This is a genomic window from Streptomyces sp. NBC_00569, assembly GCF_036345255.1.
Classification (GTDB): Bacteria; Actinomycetota; Actinomycetes; order Streptomycetales; family Streptomycetaceae; genus Streptomyces.
The window spans coordinates 9,483,505-9,501,879 of record NZ_CP107783.1 but is presented as its reverse complement, the minus strand read 5'-3'; the positions used below and the strand labels follow the sequence as shown (position 1 = coordinate 9,501,879).

Here is an 18,375-nt window from a genome sequence, read left to right as displayed (position 1 = left end):
AATCCCTCGGCCCGCTCCCCGTCCCCCACCGAAACCGTAGGATTCCCACATGACTGCTTCACGTCACCGGAACAACGTACGAGGCGACACCCCTCGTCGTGTCCCCAGCGCGGAACGCACCGCACCGGCACCGTCCGTGCTGGTGCAGATCCGTGCGCTCCTGCCCTCGCTGCCGCCGTCGGAGCAGCGCGTCGCCGAGGCGGCGATCGCCGATCCGGTGGGAGTGGCCGGGCGGACCATCAGCGAACTCGCCGCGGAATGCCGGACATCCGAGACGACGGTCATCCGGTTCTGCCGGGCCGTGGGTCTCAAGGGGTACCCCGATCTGCGGATCGCGCTGGCCACAGCCGCGGGGAGCAAGGAGGGCGCTCGGGTCTGGTCGAGTGCCGGCAGCGAGATCGAGCCCGGCGACTCCTTGGCCAACGTGGTGAGCAAGCTGGGCTTCGCCGACGCCCGGGCGGTGGAGGAGACCATCGCCCAGATCGACCTGGACGTCCTGGAGCGGGCGATCGACGCCGTCGTCAGCGCCAGCGCCCTGGACCTGTACGGGGTCGGCGCGAGCGCGCTGATCGCGCTGGACCTCCAGCAGAAGCTGCACCGCATCGGGCACCGCGCGACCGCGTGGCCGGACCGGGACGGCGCCGTCACGTCGGCCGCCCTGCTCGGCCGGGGCGACCTGGCGATCGGCATCTCGCACACCGGCGAGTCCGCCGACACCGTCACGGCCATGCGGGAGGCCTCGGACAACGGCGCCACCACCATCGCGATCACCAACTTCCCGCGCTCCGAGATCGCCCAGGTAGCCGATCACGTCCTCGTCACCGCCGCGCGCGAGACCACCTTCAGGACCGGCGCGATGTCCAGCAGGATCGCCGCGCTGACGCTGGTGGACTGCCTGTTCGTCGGCGTGGCCCAGCACAACAGCAGCCGCACGACGCGCGCGCTGGAACGCACGTACAGCGCGGTGCACCGGCGGCGCTCGAAGGGGTGACCGGAACATTCCCGCCGGTCCGGACCGGCGGGAATGTCCGCAGTGACGCGCGGCCCTCAGTCCAGGAGACGCAGCGCCGCACGGACGCGTCCGCCGCTGTCCGCCAGCGCCGCTCGCGCCTGCTGCGGTGAACACGCGGCGAGCAGGCCGACCAGAGCGGTCTTCAGTTCCCCGCCCGAGGCGGCCAGCGCGGCGGCGCACGTCTCCTCGTCGAGTCCGGTGGCCTCCACGAGGATGGTGATGAGGCGACCGCGCAACTTGCCGTTGGTGGCCGTCACATCGACCATCAGGTTCGAGTACGTCCGGCCCAGCGCGACCATCACCATCGTGGACAGGCTGTTGAGGACCAGCTTGTGCGCGGTGGCCGCCTTGAGGCGGGTGGAGCCCGCGATGGCCTCGGGTCCGGTGTCCACGCCCAGGTGAACGTCCACCTCATCGGCGAGTTCGGCCGCGGGGTTGGCACTCACCAGAGCCGTGAAGGCACCGGCCGCCCGGGCGGCGCGCAGGGCCCCGCCGACGTAGGGGGTGCGGCCGCTGGCGGCCACACCGATCGCGACGTCCCGGGATCCCACCCCCGCCGCATCGCTCGCGCCGGCGTCCGCGCTGTCCTCCACGCCCTCGACGGGCTCGATCAACGCGCGGGGCCCGCCCGCATGATGGGCCACGACGATGCCGGGCGGCATGCCGAACGTGGGGATCAGCTCGGCCGCGTCCATCACGGCGAGCCGGCCCGACGTCCCCGCGCCGAAATAGTGCAACCGGCCGCCTGCCCTGATCCGCTGTGCCGTCTCGTCGACCAGCCGCGCCAGGTCGGGCAGCACGGCGGCGACGGCGTCGGCCGGGATCCGGTCCTCGGCGTTGAGCAGGCGCAACGCCTCCAGAGTGGGGATGTCGTCGATCTCGCGGGTGCGGGGATTGCGGGTCTCTGTAGGAGCGTTGACACGTTCGGCACGCGGCGGGCGCATCGTGGAGTCCTCTCGGTCAGCGAGCGGGGATCAGCGCGGCGCAACTTTGCCACAGGGGTTGCCGGTTGTACGTAACTTTTTCACGTAGACCGCATCGCCCATCAGCCTCGGTCGTCGCTCCCGATGGCCTGTCGGCACGGGCCCGAGGGCGGGAAGTTACGAACAGGATTCGGCCAACGCAAATTATTGACATGCCCACAGGGTCGCTCCTACGGTCTGCTCACCTTCAGGGCCTCTTCCTTCCGCCTTGTTCCGTCACCCGATCGGAGACCACGCGTATGGTCCGGTTCAAGCACTTCGTCGCAGCCTCCGCCGCACTGGCGACGCTCGGAACGCTCGCCGCTTGCGCACCGGACTCCGGTGCCGAGAACGGCGCCAGGGGCGGTGTCTTCACCACGGTCGACGCCAACAACCCGATCACGCCCGGCGCGCCGATGAACCCGTACAACGCCAACGGCAACAGCTTCGTCAGCTTCAACACCATGCGCCTCGGCTGGGACAAGAAGAACCCGCTCAACCCCAATGACAACTTCCCCGGCCTGGCGAAGAGTTGGGAGATGCAGGGCGACTCCCTGATCGTCCACCTCCAGGACGGCGCGAAGTGGTCCGACGGCACCCCGGTGAGCCTCGACGACCTCAGGCTGTCGATGGCCCTCGGCTACACCCAGAGCGCCGCCGCGGTCGGCGCCCGTGGTCTCACCGAGGGTCTCAACGTGTCGTCGGTGGAGTCGGCCGGCGCAGGCGCCTTCGAGTTCAAGCAGGCTCCCGGCACCAAGAACCTGACCTTCACCAAGCAGGTCCTCGGCCAGGTCATCGTCAACGCCAAGGTCTACGGCCACTTGGTCCCCGCCGACATGTGGGACGTCATCCACGCGAGCCAGCAGGCCGATCCGGCCAAGGCGAAGGGGGCAAAGGCCGCGACCGCCAAACTGACCGGGATAGGCAAGCAGGTCGCGGCCTTCGCCCCCCAGAAAGACATCTCGGCGGGTCCGTTCGTGGTGCGCAAGCTCAACCCCGGCTCGGTCATCCTCGACAAGAACAAGAACTTCTACGCCGCCGACAAGGTGGGCCCCAGCCAGGTCGTCGTCCGCCACTACTCGGGCAACGAGCAGATCTGGGGCTTCATGAAGAACGGCGAGCTGGACGCCGCGCCCTTCACCGCCATTCCCGAGAACGTGCTCAAGCAGATCGAGAGCAAGGGCTACCAGCGCACCGAGAGCGTCAGCTACGTCCAGGCGTCGCTGGCCTTCAACCAGAGCCGCGCCCCGTACGACAAGAAGGAGGTGCGCCAGGGGCTGGCGTACCTGCTCGACCGCGAGGCGGCCACCAAGGTGGGCCAGCCGGTGGGCGGCGAGACCGCCGCCGCGCCGACCGGCATGGTCGACAAGATGACCCAGGCCTGGCTGACCAAGGACCAGTCCTCGGCTCTGGAGCCCTACGCCCACGACGCGGCCAAGGCCGAGGCGCTGTTCAGGAAGGCCGGCCTGACCAAGAAGGGCGGCAAGTGGTACCTGGCCAACGGCAAGCAGTGGAAGATGACGCTGCAGACCGTCAACGGCTTCAGTGACTGGATCTCCGCCTCCACCGTCATCGCCAACCAGCTCACCTCGGCCGGCATCGACACCAAGCCGCAGCTGTCCGCCGACTTCGGCAAGTACCAGGAGGACATGGCCGCGGAGAAGTTCGACGTGGGCTGGTGGCTCACCGCCGTCGGTTCCACCGCGCGCGGCGACTTCCAGCGCCTGTACGGCGAGTCCGACGGGTTCACCGCCAACGGTGACAAGGCCTCCCACACGGACAAGAAGGGCTCGGGCAACTGGATGCACGGCCCGGTCGACGTCACCGTGGGCGGCAAGCGCGTCAACCCCGGGAACCTGACCGCGCAGCTCGCCGGCCTGGACAACGAGTCGGCCAAGCCGATCATCGACCAGCTCGCCCAGGTCACCGCGCAGGAGGTGCCGGTCATCCCGATCTGGGACTACACCAACGTGAAGTTCTACAACGAGAAGAACTTCACCAAGTTCCCCAAGAACGGGCAGGACGACCTGCTGGGCAACTTCCCCGGCATGTGGATGGCGCAGGGCTACATCCAGCCCAAGAAGTAAGCGATCCCACTAGGACAGGGCGGCAGCCGCACAGCCGCCGCCCTGTCCGCCTGTGTCATCCCACCCACCGCACCACACACCCGGAAAGGAGGTGATGAACGTGAAGGGACTCGTCCGCGCCGTCCTGACCAAGCTGGCCGGCGGCGCGGTGATGGTCTGGGTCGTGGCCTCGTTCACGTTCTTCCTCGTCCACGCGCTGCCGGGCAGCCCGGGCAAGGTGGCCTACGAGAGCTACCTCAGCCAGGGCATGTCCCCCGACGAGGCCATGGCCAAGGTCGCCGTGATCTACGGCTACACCTCGCAGGACCCGCTGGCCACCCAGTACGTGAACTACGTGTCCGACCTGCTGCACGGCAACCTCGGACTCTCGATCTCCTACAGCGGCGTGCCGGTCTCCCAAGTGATCGGCAACGCCCTGCCGTGGACGCTGATCCCCATCCTCAGCGGCCTGCTGATCAGCTTCGCCATCGGCACCACCGCCGGTGTGGTGGCGGCGGTCAAACGCTCCTCCCGCTGGGGCGGCGCGCTCAGCCTGTCCGCCTCGCTGATCGCCGGCATCCCGTCCTTCGTCCTCGCGATCCTGCTCACCACCGTCTTCCACACCCAGCTGGGCTGGTTGCCGTACGGCGAGACCAACGACCCCTGGGTGGAGTCCGGCTGGAGCGCCGCGTACATCGGCTCCGTCGCCTACTACGCGATCCTTCCCGTCGCCACCTACGTACTCATCTCCTACGGCGGCTGGATGCTCTCCATGCGCTCCTCGGTCGCCTCCGTCCTCGGCGACGACTTCATCCTCGCCTCCGAACTGCGCGGCATCACCCCCGGCACACGGCTGCGTTACATCGGCCGCAACGCCGTCCTGCCGCTGTTCACCACCCTGGCGATCGCCTGCGGCTATCTCTTCGGCGGCGCGATCCTGATCGAGAACGCCTTCAACTACCCCGGTCTGGGACGGCTGTTGCTGCAGAGCATCGGCTCCCGCGACTACCCGCTGATGACCGGCGCGTTCCTCATCATCACCATCGCCGTCGTGCTCGCCAATATCATCGCGGACCTGCTCTACTCCGTGATCGACCCCCGAGTGAGGCGCTGAGACGATGACCATCGCACCCCTCACCGCCGAGCCGCGCCCCGCCGTCGTCACGCCGCGCCGCCGCTACTGGGCCGGCATCCGGCGGGTGCTCACGCGCAAGCCGGGCCGGGTCGCCGGTCTGGCCATCCTGGTGTTCTTCACGCTGATGGGCACCTTCGGCCCGATGCTCTACTCCGACAACCTCGCCGTCGACCCGAACGCGGTCTACGCGCCGCCCAGCGCCGAGCACTGGCTGGGTACCGACTTCGCCGGCTCCGACGTCTTCCAGGCCCTGGTCGTCGGCTCCCGCTACGTCCTGATGACCTGTGCAATCGCCGGACTGTTCGCCGTCGGCATCGGCACCGCCGTCGGCCTGCTGGCCGGCTTCCACCGCGGCCTGGCCGACTCGCTGCTGATGCGCGCCACCGACTTCATCCTCACCATTCCCGGCCTCCCGGTGCTGGTCGTGCTCTCCACCGTGTGGGCCTTCGGCAGCCCGCTGGAGATGGGCCTGGTACTCGGCATCGTCGGCTGGGGCGGCATCGCCCGCGCCGTGCGCTCCCAGACGCTCAGCCTGCGCGAGCGAGGCTTCCTCGAAGCGGCCCGGAGCCTTGGCCTGTCCAACCGTCACATCCTCGTCAAGGAACTCCTGCCCAACCTCGCCCCCTACGTGGCGATGAACCTGCTGCTGGCCGTCGTCAGCTTCGTCGAGGCCCAGGTCGGCCTGTTCTTCCTGGGCATCGTGCCGTTCACGTCCACCAACTGGGGAGTGATGATCAACCAGGCGGTGTTCTCCGGCGGCGCGCTGCAGAGCCCGGAGGCGCTGATGTACCTCCTGGCCCCGCTGGTCTGCATCCTGCTGCTGATCACCGGCGTCGTGCTGTTCCTCGATGCGATCGACGAACTGTTCAACCCGCGTTTGAGGGAGCGCTGATGACGCTGAACACCCCCACGGCGACCGCCGAGGCGGAGGTCCGGGTACGCGACCTGACCGTCCACTACCGCATCGAGGGGACCGAGTATCCGGCCATCGCGGGCGTCACGCTCGACCTGCCCCGCGGCCGGATCACCGGCCTCGTCGGTGAGTCCGGCTCCGGCAAGTCCACACTCGCCCTCGCCCTGATGAACGCCATCCCCGAACCGGGCCGCGTGAGCGGCGGCACCGTCCACGTCGACGGCGTGGGCGAGGTCACCGCCCTCTCGGCCAAGCAGCTTCGCGCCGTACGCGGCTCGGCACTGGGCTACGTGTTCCAGGCGTCCCAGAACTCCATGAACCCGCTGCGCACCATCGGCCGTCAGATTCTGGACCTCGGCCGCTCACACGACGTCAAGGACCTCCCCGGCCTCCTCCACCGCGCCCGCGAACTGGCCGAGCGCATGGGCCTGGACGGCAAGCGTGTCCTCGACTCCTACCAGCACGAACTCTCCGGCGGCATGCGCCAGCGCCTGGGCATCGTGTTCGCGCTCGTCCTCAACGCGAAGGTGCTCATCCTCGACGAGCCGACCACGGCCCTCGACGTGCTCTCCCAGGCCGCGGTCCTGAAGATCATCCGCGAGGTGCACGAGGAGAATCACCTCAGCACCCTGATCGTCACCCATGACATGGGCGTCGTGTCGGAGATCGCGGACAACCTCGCCGTGATGTACGGCGGCCGCGTCGTCGAGCACGGCCCGGCACTGGAACTCCTGCGCGCCCCCTCCCACCCGTACACGAAAGCCCTCATCCGTGCCACGGCCCGGATCACCGGCGACATCGCGAGCGCCCGGGCGCTGCCCGGCCGGCCGCCGGACTTGACGACCATCCCGAAGACAGGCTGTGTGTTCCGTGAGCGCTGCGCGTTCGCCACGGAGGTCTGCACCAGCTCGGAACCGCAGCTGGACGAGTTCCGGCCCGGCCATCGTCGGGCCTGCCATGCCGACGCGGCCCTCGTCCGCTCATCCCCCGCCACCCCGAAGGGAGACGCGTCGTGATCGAGGCACGCGGCCTCACCCGCACCTACCGCACCCGCGGCGCCTTCACCGGCGAGCGCACCGTGCACGCCCTGCGTTCCGTGGACTTCGCCCTGCCCAAGGGCGGAGCCGTCTCCTTCATCGGCGAGTCGGGATGCGGAAAGACCACGCTCGGCAAGATCCTCACCGGGATCGAGACATTCGACGGCGGTGAACTCCTCATCGACGGAACGGAGATGTCGAAACTCCCGCCCCGCAAACGCGCCCCGTACTTCCGCCGCATCCAGATGATCCACCAGGATCCGTACTCCGCCCTCAACCCCACGCGCACCATCGACCAGATCCTCGGCGACCCCCTGCGGATGCGCACGAGAGTGACCGGTGCCGCGTCCTCGGGGGTCCCCGGGCGGGCCGCGGAGCTGCTGGAACTGGTGGGCCTCGAACCCGACGGCGTCCTGCCCAAGTATCCCCACCAGCTGTCCGGCGGCCAGCGCCAGCGCGTCGTCATCGCCCGTGCGCTGACCGTGGACCCGGAAGTGCTCATCGCCGACGAAGCCGTTTCGATGATCGATGTGTCGTTGCGGCTCGGCATCCTCGCCCTGCTGCACGATCTGCGCACCCGGCTGGGGATCTCCCTGGTCTTCATCACCCACGACGTGGCCACCGCGCGCTACATCGGCGCAGGGGGCGAACTGCACGTCATCTACCGGGGGCAGGTGATCGAACGGGGACCGACGGACGACATCATCCAGGCGCCCGTGCACCCCTACACCCAGTGTCTGCTGTCCGCCGTCCCCATCATGCGCGGACGGGAGGAGCCCGGACCCGACCGGCTGGAGCCGCTCGCCCCGCTGGACGAGAAGGCACAGGCGGACGGCTGCCTCTTCGCTCCTCGCTGCCCCTTCGCCGATGAGCGGTGCACCGCCGCCCGGCCGGTCCTCGAACAACTCGGTGACGCGGGGCAGCACCACGCCTGCTTCCACCCCACACCGCGACGCGTGGTCGGTGTGGAGATCGAGCCGGCGGGCGTCTGACGACCTCTCGGTGATGCAGGTACCACATGCGGATGCCGGAGCCCCTGTCGCGGCTCCGGCATCCGTTCGTTTCACGCGCTGACGATCAGCCCGCCTCGTGCGGCGCCGGACCGGCCAGCGAGTCGGCAAGGGCCGCCGAGGTGACACCGGTGACGTGGTAGTAGCCGAGCAGGTCGCTGTGCGAGGCGACGGTGTCCTGCCGTACGTAGGTTCCGGTGTGCGAAGCGTTGATCATCAACCCGTTGCCGATGTAGACCCCGACATGATGCACCGTCGACGCCGAGCCACCGAAGTACACCAGGTCGCCCGGGATCGCACCGGCCGCGCTGACCTGCGCCAGTTTCGGGTTGACCACCTGGTCGCGTGTGGTCTGGCCGATGTCGCCGGCCCCCGCGCGCCAGTACAGCCACCGCGTGAAGCCCGAGCAGTCCAGACCCACTTCCTTGTCTGCCGGGCACGGCTGGATCGAGCCGCCGTAGTCGTCGCAGATGCCGATCGACGGGCCGAACGAGAACGCCCCGTCCTCATGACCGCCGCCCCAGACGTACTGGATGTTCTGGCCGGTGGCCTGCTGCGCGTAGCTGACGACCGCGGCGTAGCGTCCCGAGCCGAGGTCGGCCGGCTGCTGCGGCGCCGCATCGCCGTACAGCTCGGCCTTGGTCGGCGGATCCACCAGCCCGGTGGCCGTCAGGCCGTGCGAGGTCTGGTAGTTGCGCACCGCGGTGACGGTGGCCGCGCCCAGATCATGGTCCACGGTCAGGCCGGCCCCGTTGGAGTTGAGCTTGTTCTGCAGCTCGGTGACGCAGCCGTCGTTCTCGTCCGTCTCCAGCTGCACGGGACAGCGCAGTGACCGCAGGTCGATCGGCACGGAGGGGTCCTCGTAGTACAGCGCGGACTTGGTGGCGGGCCCGACCAGGCCGTCCGCGGTGAGCCCCTGGGAGGTCTGGTACGCCTTGACGGCCGTGGTGGTGGCCGACCCGAAGTCGCCGTCGACCGTCAGCGAGGCGCCGTTGGCGTTCAGCAGAGTCTGCAGTTCCGTGACACATCCGCTCGCCTGCCCCTGCTGGATGGTGTTGGGGCAGTCGGACGAGACCAGAATGATGCGCGCGGGCGCGGTCGCGGCGGCAGCGGGCACGAGCGTGCCCATCGCGAGCAGTCCCGCCGCCAGGGCGACTCCCAGGCCGCGGGCGGCGCGGCGACGTCTGTAGTGCACAGGCATGGTTCTCCCTTGGTTCGTCGTGGACCGGGGGTCACTTGCCGGCTTGCAGGGCCGACCAGGTCGCGTTCCCGACGATTCCGTCGGAGGTGAGGCCCTGGGCGGTCTGGTAGGCCTTGACGGCCGAGGTGGTCGCGGGACCGAAGTCGCCGTCGATGGTGAGGCTCTGTCCTCGGGCCGCGATCAGCGCCCGCTGCAGCCGCTTGACGTCGGTACCGGCGGAGCCGGACTGGAGAGTCGGCTTGGTGCCGGCCGACAGCAGCGCGGTCCAGGTGTGGGAGTCCACCGTGCCGGTGACCGGGAGGGACACGGATCCCTGGAACGACTGCACGGCGGTCGTGGTACCCGAACCGAACGCGCCGTCCACGGCGCCGTTGTAGCGTCCCTGACGCAGCAGCAGGCACTGCGCCGCGCTGACCAGGCCGCCGGAGGAGCCGGCCGAGACCGACGTGTACTGCGAGAAGTCGAGGTTCGCCGAGCAGGATCCGGCGAACGGCCCCGTGTCCACGTCCAGGTAGTCCCGGTCGATGTTGATGGTCACGCCGCCCCAGGTCTCGTCGGTGTCCCCGGAGAGCTGGTGGATGCGCTGGTGGTCGGCCCAGTACGCGTCGGGCACGTAGGGTGTGGCGTCGGTGTCGGCGGCGCCGTTCCAGCGGGCGAACCAGATGTGGTCGGGGCTGGTGTACGTACCGGCCGTGTACTCCCCGGCCAGGTCGACCATCCCGGACGCGGCGGACGAGTACACGCCGGACAGATAACCGCCCGCGTGCAGTTCCTCGGTCCACGCGCTGAGGAACGTCATCACCGCGTCACTGCATGCGGTGTTGTTCTGGTCGTAGGCCTCCATGTCGTTGTAGAGCACACTGCCCTCGGGCAGCCCCAGCGCCGCGGCGGCTCCCATGGACTCCTGGGCCTCGCTGCGTCCCTGAGCAGCGGCGGTGGACAGGGTGGACGACACCTTGTGGCTGAAGTTGTTGCACGGCGCCTGGAGACCCACGTGGATGGGGATGATGTGCCAGCCCGCCGACGTCTGTGTCTGGACCCACGACGCCGTCAGGTTCGGCTGGTCGCACGCCGCGCTGATGCCGCTGATGTACACCCCGACGGCCCGGAAGGGCGAGGCGGACCATGCGGACATCTGCGAGGAGGAGGGCGCGGCGCAGGGGTCGAAGCCCAGCCCCGTGTATGTACCGGGCTGTGCCGCCACAGCTGCCGCCGCCGGGGTTGCCTCCTGGCCCGATTCGGCGGTGCCCGGCGTCGTGGCCGTCGCCTTCGCGTCTTCGTCCAGGCGGGCACTGTCCAGAATGCCCTGCACGGTGGCCTCGTGAGCGCCGACGGAGGCGGTCACGAGTACTCCTGCGGCGGGGACCGCCTCACGTATGCGCCCGGGGGACTCTCTCTTCGCCCCGTCGGCAGCAGCCGTCGCGGAGCCCTTGGGCGCCCTGCGTGTCGAACTGTCCATCTTCTGACGGCTCTTGGCGTCGAGGGGTTCGATGACCAACGCCTCGGTACGGCCGACGATGCCGGGCGGGCAGGTGGCCTGACCGGCATCGGAGGGATGACCGACATAGACCGCGTGCCGGTCGAAGCGCACGCAGGTGTCGGGGTTCGCGGCCAGGTCGACGACCGGCCAACTGCCGGGCACGCGTACGTGATAACCGCGAAACGAGACGTCCTTGGCGGCGGCGGGCGACGCGGCGGCGGCCACGGCCGAGGTGCCCAGCGTCGCCAGCACTGCCAGAACGGTGGTTGCGCCGCGCAGTCGCGCACGCGAGGAACGGAGCGGTGTCATGGCACTCCAGATTCAGTCTCTGGGTTGGACAGGACTGTGCGCCTTCGGCCCGGTCAGCGGATGGGGCCCAACACCGTTGGTGTGCCTGCCGTGACGGGGCAGGCGAAAGGTAGCGCGTTAATGAGTTCCGTTGCACTACCTACTACCGGATATTTTCTACGTTCACCGCGCGAGATTGAGTGCGAGCGAGCGATCAACTATGTGCATATGAGAGGAAGTTGGGCACCCCGATCTCACTCCCACGACGGGACCTCGACGCCGGGACATGGTCCGGCCGCGCCCCGGCTTCCGTTCGGGTCCTGGCGGACGCGCCCTTCGGGCGTGCCAGGAAGGTCACTTGAGCAGGGGCGGCACCGCGGGCACCTCGATGGCGTTCTCGATGTCCTGCGCCGTCAGCTTGAAGCTGTCCGGGTAGGCGTCACGCCGGGTGCGGCGGGCGGGTTCGATGGTGCGCCAGGTGTAGAGGCAGCGGCCGCACTGGACCACGTCCCACACGCCCGGGACGGGGGACGTGGCAAGCAGGGAGATCTCTTCAAAGGCGCAGCGGGGGCATTCAACGGGCAGGTGGTTCACGGGAGTTGTCCCTTTCGACGAGTATCGGTGGGCGTCAGCCGCGGGCCGCGATGAGGCGCTGCAGGCGGGCGGCCCACTCGGCGGTCTCGGGCAGGTCCTTGGCCGGAGTGGAGAAGTTGCCGCGGACGTCCGGGGCGACCGGCGTCGTCGCATCGATGATCATCTTGCTGCTGATGCCGGCGGGCTGCGCGGCGGGCGCGAGTTCCAGGACCGACAGGTTGGGGATGACGACGACGTCGTCCTTCGGGTTGACCTTGGCGGACATCGCCCACATGACCTGCGGCAGGTTGAACGGGTCGACGTCCTCGTCGACGAGGATCACCTGGGCCACGTAGCCGAGCCCGTGCGGCGTCGTCATGGCGCGCATGCCGACGGCCTTGGCGAAGCCGCCGTACCGCTTGGCCGTGGAGATGATCACCATCAGGCCGTGCGTGTACATGGCGTTGACGGCCTGCACCTCGGGGAACTCGGCGCGCAGCTGCTTGAGCAGCGGCACGCACGTGTTGGGTCCGACGAGGTAGTCGCACTCGGTCCACGGCATGCCGAGGTAGAGCGACTCGAAGACCGGGTTCGTGCGGTACGAGACGCGGTCCACGCGGATGACGGGCATGCGGCGGCCGCCCGAGTAGTGACCGGTGAACTCGCCGAAGGGGCCCTCGATCTGGCGCTTTCGGGACTCGATGACGCCCTCGATGACGACCTCGCTCCCCCAGGGCACGTCGAAGCCGGTGAGCGGTGCGGTGGCGATCGGCGCGGGCGCGCCGCGCAGGGCGCCCGCCATCTCGTACTCGCTCTGGTCGTACGCCATCGGCATACCGGCCACGATCGCCATCACGGGGTCGTTGCCGAGGGTGATGGCGATGGGCAGGTCCTCACCCTTCTCCTCGGCCTTGCGCAGATGCTGGGCCACGTCGTGCATGGGCACGGGCTGGAAGGCGAGCCGGTCGGTGCCGATGACCTGGATGCGGTACGTGCCGACGTTCTGCTTGCCGAAGTCGTCCGGGTCCTCCGGGTCGCGGGAGACGACGGCGGCCTTGTCGAGATAGAAGCCACCGTCTCCGTCGTTCAGGCGGAAGAGGGGAAGCACCGAGAACAGATCGACGTCCTCGCCCTCCTGGGTGTTCTCGCGCCAGGGGGCGTCCTCGCGGCGCTCCGGCGCCACGGGGAAGGCGTCCCAGCGCCGCGCGAACTCCTCTACCTGCTCCTTGACCGGCGTGTTCTTCGGCAACCCGAGCGCGAGTGCGTGGTTGGCCCAGGAGCCGTGGACGTTCATCGCGATCCGGGCGTCGGTGAAGCCCTTGACGTTGTCGAAGTGGAGGGCGGGGGCGTTCTCGCCGATGCGGCCCGTCGCGTTGGCGGCGGCCGCGATATCCGGCTCGGGCAGCACCTCGTCGGTGATGCGCAACAGCTGCCCCTCCTTCTCCAAGGTGTCGAGGAAACTGCGCAAGTCGTCATAGGCCATGGTGCATTCCTTTACGGGGCAGGGGACTTCAGGCGGCGTCGCCGAAGGAGCGGGAAGCGGCACGGGCGGCGCGCATCCCGGCCCAGCGCCGGGCGGCGGGCGCGGGCAGGTCGAACTGGTCGAGGATGCGGGCCACCACGTGGTCGACGATGTCGTCGACGGTCTGCGGGTTGTTGTAGAAGGCGGGCATGGGTGGCACCAGTTGCACGCCCATGCGGGCGAGTTCGAGCATGTTCTGGAGGTGGATCTCGTTCAGCGGTGTCTCGCGCGGGACGAGGACGAGCCTGCGTCGCTCCTTGAGAACCACGTCCGCGGCCCGGGCGACGAGCCCTTCGGCGTATCCGGTCCTGATCCCGGCGAGGGTCTTCATGGAGCACGGCACAATCACCATGCCGTCGGTGCGGAACGAACCGGAGGAGATGGTGGCGCCCTGGTCCTCGGGATGGTGCGTGACGTCCGCGAGGGCGGACACCTCGGCCACTGACAGGCCCGTCTCCAGCTCGATGGTGGTGCGCGCCCAGCGGGACAGGACCAGGTGCGTCTCCACGCCCGGCAGCTCGCGCAGATTCTCCAGCAGACGGACACCGAACGGGGCACCCGTCGCCCCGGTCATTCCCACGACCAACCGCATTGGACCACCTCAAACACGTCGCTGACCTGTGCTTTCACGCTACGGAGCGATCTGGACCCGGCAGCGGTACCCTCGGGACCATCGATGGGGAAAAACGGACACCCTGCAGGGCGCCCCGATGTCAGGGACCTGGAGTACACCCCGGCCGTGGGCGCACCGGCCGGAGTCGAGGTGATGGAACTCGCCGACCTGCTCGAACGCTCGCGGCGCCACGGCAATGACCCGTACGCGCCCTTGCGCCCCGCGTTCCACCAGCTGATCGGCGCCCGCGAACGGCCGCTGCACATGTGGGTCGACTTCGTCGAGCACGAGCTGAGGCCCGGGTCGTGGCTGTGGATCCGGCCGGGGCAGGTGCAGCGGTTCGGCCCCGACCTGGTGGCGGCGGACGGGGTGATCGTGCTGTTCCAGCCCGGTTTCCTGCCGCCGGCGACGGTTTCGCTGGCACACATGGATCCGCCGTACGAACAGCGCCCGTCGGTCCTGGAGGGCTCGGACGCGGAAGGCGTTCGCCTGGCACTCGACCATCTCGTCCACGAGTACGGGGCGATGGCCTCGCTCCCCCTCCGGGCACACACCGAGGTGCTGCGCGCGCTGCTGTCCGTGCTCGTGGTGCGGCTCGCGCAGGCGCGTGGCCCGGCGCCGCGGCCGGCCGCCGCGTCGGAGACGTTCCGCCGCTTCCACGCGGCCGTCGAGCGGGACCACGCGGTGACCCGTCGCGTCGAGGACTACGCGGCGGCGCTCGGCTACAGCCCGCGCACGCTGACCCGGGCCACGCTCGCCGCGACGGGACGTACGGCCAAGCAGTACGTCGACGACCGGGTCCTTCTGGAGGCCAAGCGCCTGTTGCAGCACAGTGGCCTGACAGCGAAGGAGGTCACCGTCCGGCTCGGGTTCACGGACGCGAGCGACTTCACGAAGTTCTTCCGGCTGCGGACGGGCATGACGCCGGGGGCGTTCCGCGGAACGTAGCCCGGCGAGGGACGCGTGCGCGAGGCCGCCCGGCGGGACGGCTCCCGCTCCAGAGGCGGCGCGAGAGCCCGGAGCGACGACACAGATCACACCCGCCGACCCCTTGACCTCTGACGTTCAAACCGGTTTAGTCGGCGTCGTTCGGCCACTCAAACCGGTTTAAGGACTGGTTGCGGACCTTCGTTCCGTGCCGGCTGGACGGTTCGTCGCGCGCTCCGGCTCGTCCAAGGCCGTACCCAGGGAGTCCAGCATCATGGCACGCAAGCCCACCATCGCGGATGTCGCACAGCGTGCGGGCGTCTCGCGCGCCACCGTCTCCTTCGCGCTCAACGACCGGCCCGGCATCGCGGAGGAGACCAAGACCCGGGTTCTCGCGGCCGCCGCCGACCTCGGCTGGACGCCGAGCCATCAGGCGCGCGGCCTCTCGCTGGGCAAGGCCGGAGCCTTCGGCCTGGTCCTGGCCCGCGAGGCGGAGCAGATCGGGGCGGACCCGTTCTTCCCGGCGTTCATCGCGGGCGTCGAGGCTGTCATCGGGCAGCGCGGCGACGGACTCATGGTGCATCTGACCACCCCCGGGCAGGAGCAGGGCGTGTACGAACGCCTTGCCGCACAGCGGCAAGTGGACGGCGTCCTCCTGACCGACCTGCGCCGCGACGACCCGCGCCCCCCGCTCATGCGCGAACTCGGTCTGCCCGCCGTCGTGGTGGGCCAGCCCGAGTGGGGCGGCGGCCTGACGGCGGTGAGCCTGGACGACGAACCCGCCTACGCCGACGCGATCCGCCGGCTCGCGGACCTCGGACACCGGCGCATCGCCCACGTCGAGGGCCCCCAGGAACTGCGGCACGCCCACCGGCGCCGGACGGCCTGGGAACAGACCCTGCACACGCTCGGTCTGCCCGAGGGCCCGGTGCTGCCCGGCGGGTTCAGCCCCGAAGGCGGCGCCCGGGCAACACGGGAGCTGCTCACGCTTCCCGAGCCCCCGACCGCCATCGTCTACGGCAACGATCTCGCCGCGATGGCCGGGCTCTCGGTCGCCCAGGAGCTGGGCGTCCGCGTACCCGACCAGCTGTCGGTGGTCGGGTACGACGACGCCCCTCTGACGCGATACAGCTACCCGCCGCTCGCCTCCGCCCGCGCGGACGCCCGCGGCTGGGGAGAGGCGGCGGCCCGCGCCCTGGACGCGGTGATCGCCCTCGGCACCGCGGCGCACGTGGAGCTGCCGCCCGCCCAGTTCGTGCCCCGCGCGTCGATCGGGCCCGCGCCCCGCGGGTGACGCGGGGACCGCACCCCCGCACGCAGGGACCAAGCACCGGTCGCGCTGGCGCCGACCGGAAATTCCGCTCGGCGACGAGGCCGCGCGTGAACAGTTCGGAGATCAATCATGCTGAGGAGAACGGCGTACGCGCTGCTCGTGCTCGCAGTCGCGGGCACGGCGACAGCCTGCGGCCGGTCGGCCCCCGATCCGGCCACCGCCGCTGACGCGCGCGGACCGATCACGGTCTGGCTTTCCAACAACGCGCAAGAGGTCCAGTGGGGCAAGGCCATGGTCGCCTCGTGGAACGAGCGCCATCCCGACCAGCACGTGACGGCGCAGCAGATCCCGGCCGGCAAGACGTCCGAGGAGGCCATCAGCGCCTCGATCATCGCCGGGACGACGGCCTGTCTCGCCTTCAACACCTCGCCCGCGGCGGTGCCGACGTTCCAGAAGCAGAACGGGCTCGTGCCCCTCAGTGACTTCCCGGACGGCGAGAAGTACATCACCGAGCGCGGTGGCGCCCTCACGGACCAGTACCGCTCGACGGACGGCAAGTTCTACCAGCTGCCCTGGAAGAGCAACCCCGTCATGATCCTCTACAACAAGAAGCTCTTCGAAAAGGCCGGTCTGGATCCGGAGCACCCGAAGCTCGCGACGTACAAGGAGTTCCTCGACACGTCGCGCAAGCTCGTGCACAGCGGCGCCGCGAAGGCGGCGATCTGGCCGTCTCCCAGCAGCGACTTCTTCCAGCCCTGGTACGACTTCTACCCGGCCTTCGCCGCGCAGAGCGGCGGCAAGCAGCTGATCGAGGACGGCAAGCCGCAGTTCGACTCGCCCGCGGGCCTCCAGGTCGCGGCGTTCTGGCGCAGGCTCTACGCCGAGAAGCTGGCTCCGCAGGAGGCCTACCCGGGAGATTCGCTCAACGACGGCAAGGCCGCGATGGCCACGGTCGGTCCCTGGGCGCTGGCCGCGTACAAGAACAGCGTGGACATCGGTGTCGCGCCGGTGCCGACCGCGGACGGCGGCGCGGACAAGCACTCGTTCAGCGACGAGAAGTCCGCTGCGATGTTCAGCTCCTGCAAGAACCGGGCCACGGCCTGGGACGTGCTCAAGTTCGCGAGCTCCGCCGGCCAGGACGGGAAGTTCCTCGGGACGACCGGCCAGATGCCGATGCGCGAGCACCTGACCGAGAAGTACGCCGCCTACTTCAAGGCGCATCCGACGTACAAGGCCTTCGCCGACCAGGCGGAGCGCGTCGTCGAGGTGCCGAACGTGCCGGGCTCCATCGACATCTGGCAGACCTTCCGCGACGAGTGGACGAAGGCGGTCGTCTTCGGCCGGGAGTCCACGCCGACGGGTCTGCGCAACGCCTCGTCCGAGATCACCGACCTGCTGAACGAGTACGGGGACCCGTCATGAGCGTGAATCTCCAGTCAGCGCCCGCCGCCGTCAGGGACAGCGCTCCCGCCCGGCGGGAGGGCCCGCGCAGGGCCCGCGGCCTGTCCCGTGTCGGCGCGCTGTTCGTGTCGCCGTACGTGCTGTTCCTCGTGGTGGTCTTCGCCGTCCCGCTGGTCTACACGGTGTGGATCTCCTTCCACCGCTTCTACTTCACGGCTCCGGGCACCGACGTCGACTCACCGTGGGTGGGCCTGTCGAACTACAAGGACGTCTTCACCGATCCCGTGGTCGGCCGGGCGTTCCTCAACATCGTGATCTTCCTGGTCATCAACGTGCCGCTCACCGTGGGCCTCTCGCTGGTCCTGGCCACGGCGCTGAACGCGAAGATCCGGGGCCGCGCGTTCTTCCGCGCCGCGTTCTACCTCCCTTACGTGACCGCGAGCGTCGCGCTGGTCGCGGTGTGGCAGTTCCTGTTCGGCTCGGACGGGTTCGTCAACCACCTGCTGGGATCGCACGCTCCCGACCCGTCGTGGCTGGTGAACTCGCATCTCGCGATGCCGATGATCGCCGTCTTCGTGACCTGGAAGCAGCTCGGCTTCTTCGTGATGCTGTACCTGGCGTCGCTGCAGAACGTCGGCAAGGAGCTGTACGAGGCGTCCGCCATGGACGGCGCGGGCCGCGTGCGGCAGTTCTTCTCGGTGACCGTGCCCGGGGTGCGCCCCGCGACGACGCTCGTCGTGATCTACGCGATCATCACCGGCGCCAATCTGTTCAGCGAGCCCTACCTGCTGACCGGGGGCGGCGGTCCCGACCACTCCTCCACCTCGCCGGTGCTGCTGATGTACCAGAAGGGCATCGAGCAGGGACACCCCGACTTCGCGGCCGCGCTCGGTGTCGTCCTCGTCGCGTTCGTCATGGTCGTCTCGCTCGCCGCCCGCAAGCTCACCGAGAGGGGAAACTGA

General features: G+C 69.4%; 16 protein-coding genes. 10 read left to right on the top strand and 6 right to left on the bottom strand.

Translation table 11 applies throughout. The annotated features are described in order from the left end of the window. The first annotated feature begins 49 nt into the window (after positions 1–49). Entirely contained in the window at positions 50–991 is a 942-nt protein-coding gene (locus OHO83_RS42925) for a MurR/RpiR family transcriptional regulator (RefSeq protein ID WP_266680687.1), read from the top strand. A 56-nt stretch (positions 992–1,047) separates the two neighbouring features. On the opposite strand, the gene murQ is transcribed toward OHO83_RS42925, so the two are convergent. After that, positions 1,048–1,956, bottom strand: a complete 909-nt coding sequence (gene murQ, locus OHO83_RS42920) for an N-acetylmuramic acid 6-phosphate etherase (protein ID WP_266680685.1) — start codon at positions 1,954–1,956, stop codon at positions 1,048–1,050. A 278-nt stretch (positions 1,957–2,234) separates the two neighbouring features. Between murQ and OHO83_RS42915 the strand changes: the two genes are divergently transcribed. The 5 genes from OHO83_RS42915 (at position 2,235) to OHO83_RS42895 (ending at position 8,117) form a co-directional block, all read left to right on the top strand. Next, on the top strand, positions 2,235–4,061 hold the full coding sequence (locus tag OHO83_RS42915) for an ABC transporter substrate-binding protein (RefSeq protein ID WP_266680683.1): 1,827 nt from the start codon (positions 2,235–2,237) through the stop codon (positions 4,059–4,061). Between the two features lie 94 nt (positions 4,062–4,155). Next, a complete protein-coding gene (locus OHO83_RS42910; RefSeq protein WP_266680681.1) occupies positions 4,156–5,154 on the top strand; it encodes an ABC transporter permease in 999 nt (332 codons plus the stop codon). A gap of 4 nt (positions 5,155–5,158) precedes the next feature. Then, a complete protein-coding gene (locus OHO83_RS42905) occupies positions 5,159–6,067 on the top strand; it encodes an ABC transporter permease (protein ID WP_266680679.1) in 909 nt (302 codons plus the stop codon). After that, entirely contained in the window at positions 6,067–7,104 is a 1,038-nt protein-coding gene (locus tag OHO83_RS42900; RefSeq protein WP_266680677.1) for an ABC transporter ATP-binding protein, read from the top strand. Before OHO83_RS42905 ends, OHO83_RS42900 begins: the two co-directional genes overlap by 1 nt. After that, a complete protein-coding gene (locus OHO83_RS42895) occupies positions 7,101–8,117 on the top strand; it encodes an ABC transporter ATP-binding protein (protein ID WP_266680675.1) in 1,017 nt (338 codons plus the stop codon). Before OHO83_RS42900 ends, OHO83_RS42895 begins: the two co-directional genes overlap by 4 nt. 85 nt (positions 8,118–8,202) lie before the next feature. On the opposite strand, the gene OHO83_RS42890 is transcribed toward OHO83_RS42895, so the two are convergent. The 5 genes from OHO83_RS42890 to vdcB form a co-directional block, all read right to left on the bottom strand. Then, on the bottom strand, positions 8,203–9,330 hold the full coding sequence (locus tag OHO83_RS42890) for a C40 family peptidase (protein ID WP_266680673.1): 1,128 nt from the start codon (positions 9,328–9,330) through the stop codon (positions 8,203–8,205). Positions 9,331–9,367: 37 nt separating this feature from the next. Then, on the bottom strand, positions 9,368–11,068 hold the full coding sequence (locus OHO83_RS42885; RefSeq protein WP_330280639.1) for a glycoside hydrolase domain-containing protein: 1,701 nt from the start codon (positions 11,066–11,068) through the stop codon (positions 9,368–9,370). Between the two features lie 390 nt (positions 11,069–11,458). Beyond that, the gene (vdcD, locus tag OHO83_RS42880; RefSeq protein ID WP_264484662.1) at positions 11,459–11,698 is read right to left on the bottom strand and encodes a non-oxidative vanillic acid decarboxylases subunit D; all 240 of its coding nucleotides are present in this window, start codon (positions 11,696–11,698) and stop codon (positions 11,459–11,461) included. A 34-nt stretch (positions 11,699–11,732) separates the two neighbouring features. Next, positions 11,733–13,160: a non-oxidative vanillic acid decarboxylases subunit C gene (gene vdcC / locus OHO83_RS42875; RefSeq protein WP_266680668.1), complete on the bottom strand. Its 1,428-nt coding sequence runs from the start codon at positions 13,158–13,160 to the stop codon at positions 11,733–11,735. Positions 13,161–13,188: 28 nt separating this feature from the next. After that, on the bottom strand, positions 13,189–13,791 hold the full coding sequence (gene vdcB, locus OHO83_RS42870; protein WP_100596746.1) for a non-oxidative vanillic acid decarboxylases subunit B: 603 nt from the start codon (positions 13,789–13,791) through the stop codon (positions 13,189–13,191). A 147-nt stretch (positions 13,792–13,938) separates the two neighbouring features. Here vdcB and OHO83_RS42865 point away from each other — a divergent pair, with 147 nt between their 5' ends. The 4 genes from OHO83_RS42865 (at position 13,939) to OHO83_RS42850 (ending at position 18,375) form a co-directional block, all read left to right on the top strand. Continuing rightward, entirely contained in the window at positions 13,939–14,760 is an 822-nt protein-coding gene (locus tag OHO83_RS42865; RefSeq protein ID WP_323187149.1) for a helix-turn-helix transcriptional regulator, read from the top strand. Positions 14,761–15,013: 253 nt separating this feature from the next. Further along, the gene (locus tag OHO83_RS42860) at positions 15,014–16,033 is read left to right on the top strand and encodes a LacI family DNA-binding transcriptional regulator (RefSeq protein ID WP_266680662.1); all 1,020 of its coding nucleotides are present in this window, start codon (positions 15,014–15,016) and stop codon (positions 16,031–16,033) included. 108 nt (positions 16,034–16,141) lie between these two features. After that, a complete protein-coding gene (locus OHO83_RS42855) occupies positions 16,142–17,434 on the top strand; it encodes an ABC transporter substrate-binding protein (RefSeq protein WP_266680660.1) in 1,293 nt (430 codons plus the stop codon). Continuing rightward, complete coding sequence (locus OHO83_RS42850) at positions 17,431–18,375, top strand: carbohydrate ABC transporter permease (RefSeq protein WP_266680658.1); 945 nt, start codon at positions 17,431–17,433, stop codon at positions 18,373–18,375. The genes OHO83_RS42855 and OHO83_RS42850 overlap by 4 nt, the downstream gene beginning before the upstream one ends.

Coding starts and splice junctions, on each gene's coding strand:
- OHO83_RS42850 (WP_266680658.1), top strand. CDS start 17,431: ATGAGCGTGAATCTCCAGTCAGCGCCCGCCGCCGTCAGGGACAGCGCT.
- OHO83_RS42915 (WP_266680683.1), top strand. CDS start 2,235: ATGGTCCGGTTCAAGCACTTCGTCGCAGCCTCCGCCGCACTGGCGACG.
- vdcC (WP_266680668.1), bottom strand. CDS start 13,160: ATGGCCTATGACGACTTGCGCAGTTTCCTCGACACCTTGGAGAAGGAG.
- OHO83_RS42910 (WP_266680681.1), top strand. CDS start 4,156: ATGAACGTGAAGGGACTCGTCCGCGCCGTCCTGACCAAGCTGGCCGGC.
- OHO83_RS42860 (WP_266680662.1), top strand. CDS start 15,014: ATGGCACGCAAGCCCACCATCGCGGATGTCGCACAGCGTGCGGGCGTC.
- OHO83_RS42855 (WP_266680660.1), top strand. CDS start 16,142: ATGCTGAGGAGAACGGCGTACGCGCTGCTCGTGCTCGCAGTCGCGGGC.
- OHO83_RS42925 (WP_266680687.1), top strand. CDS start 50: ATGACTGCTTCACGTCACCGGAACAACGTACGAGGCGACACCCCTCGT.
- vdcB (WP_100596746.1), bottom strand. CDS start 13,791: ATGCGGTTGGTCGTGGGAATGACCGGGGCGACGGGTGCCCCGTTCGGT.
- OHO83_RS42900 (WP_266680677.1), top strand. CDS start 6,067: ATGACGCTGAACACCCCCACGGCGACCGCCGAGGCGGAGGTCCGGGTA.
- OHO83_RS42905 (WP_266680679.1), top strand. CDS start 5,159: ATGACCATCGCACCCCTCACCGCCGAGCCGCGCCCCGCCGTCGTCACG.
- murQ (WP_266680685.1), bottom strand. CDS start 1,956: ATGCGCCCGCCGCGTGCCGAACGTGTCAACGCTCCTACAGAGACCCGC.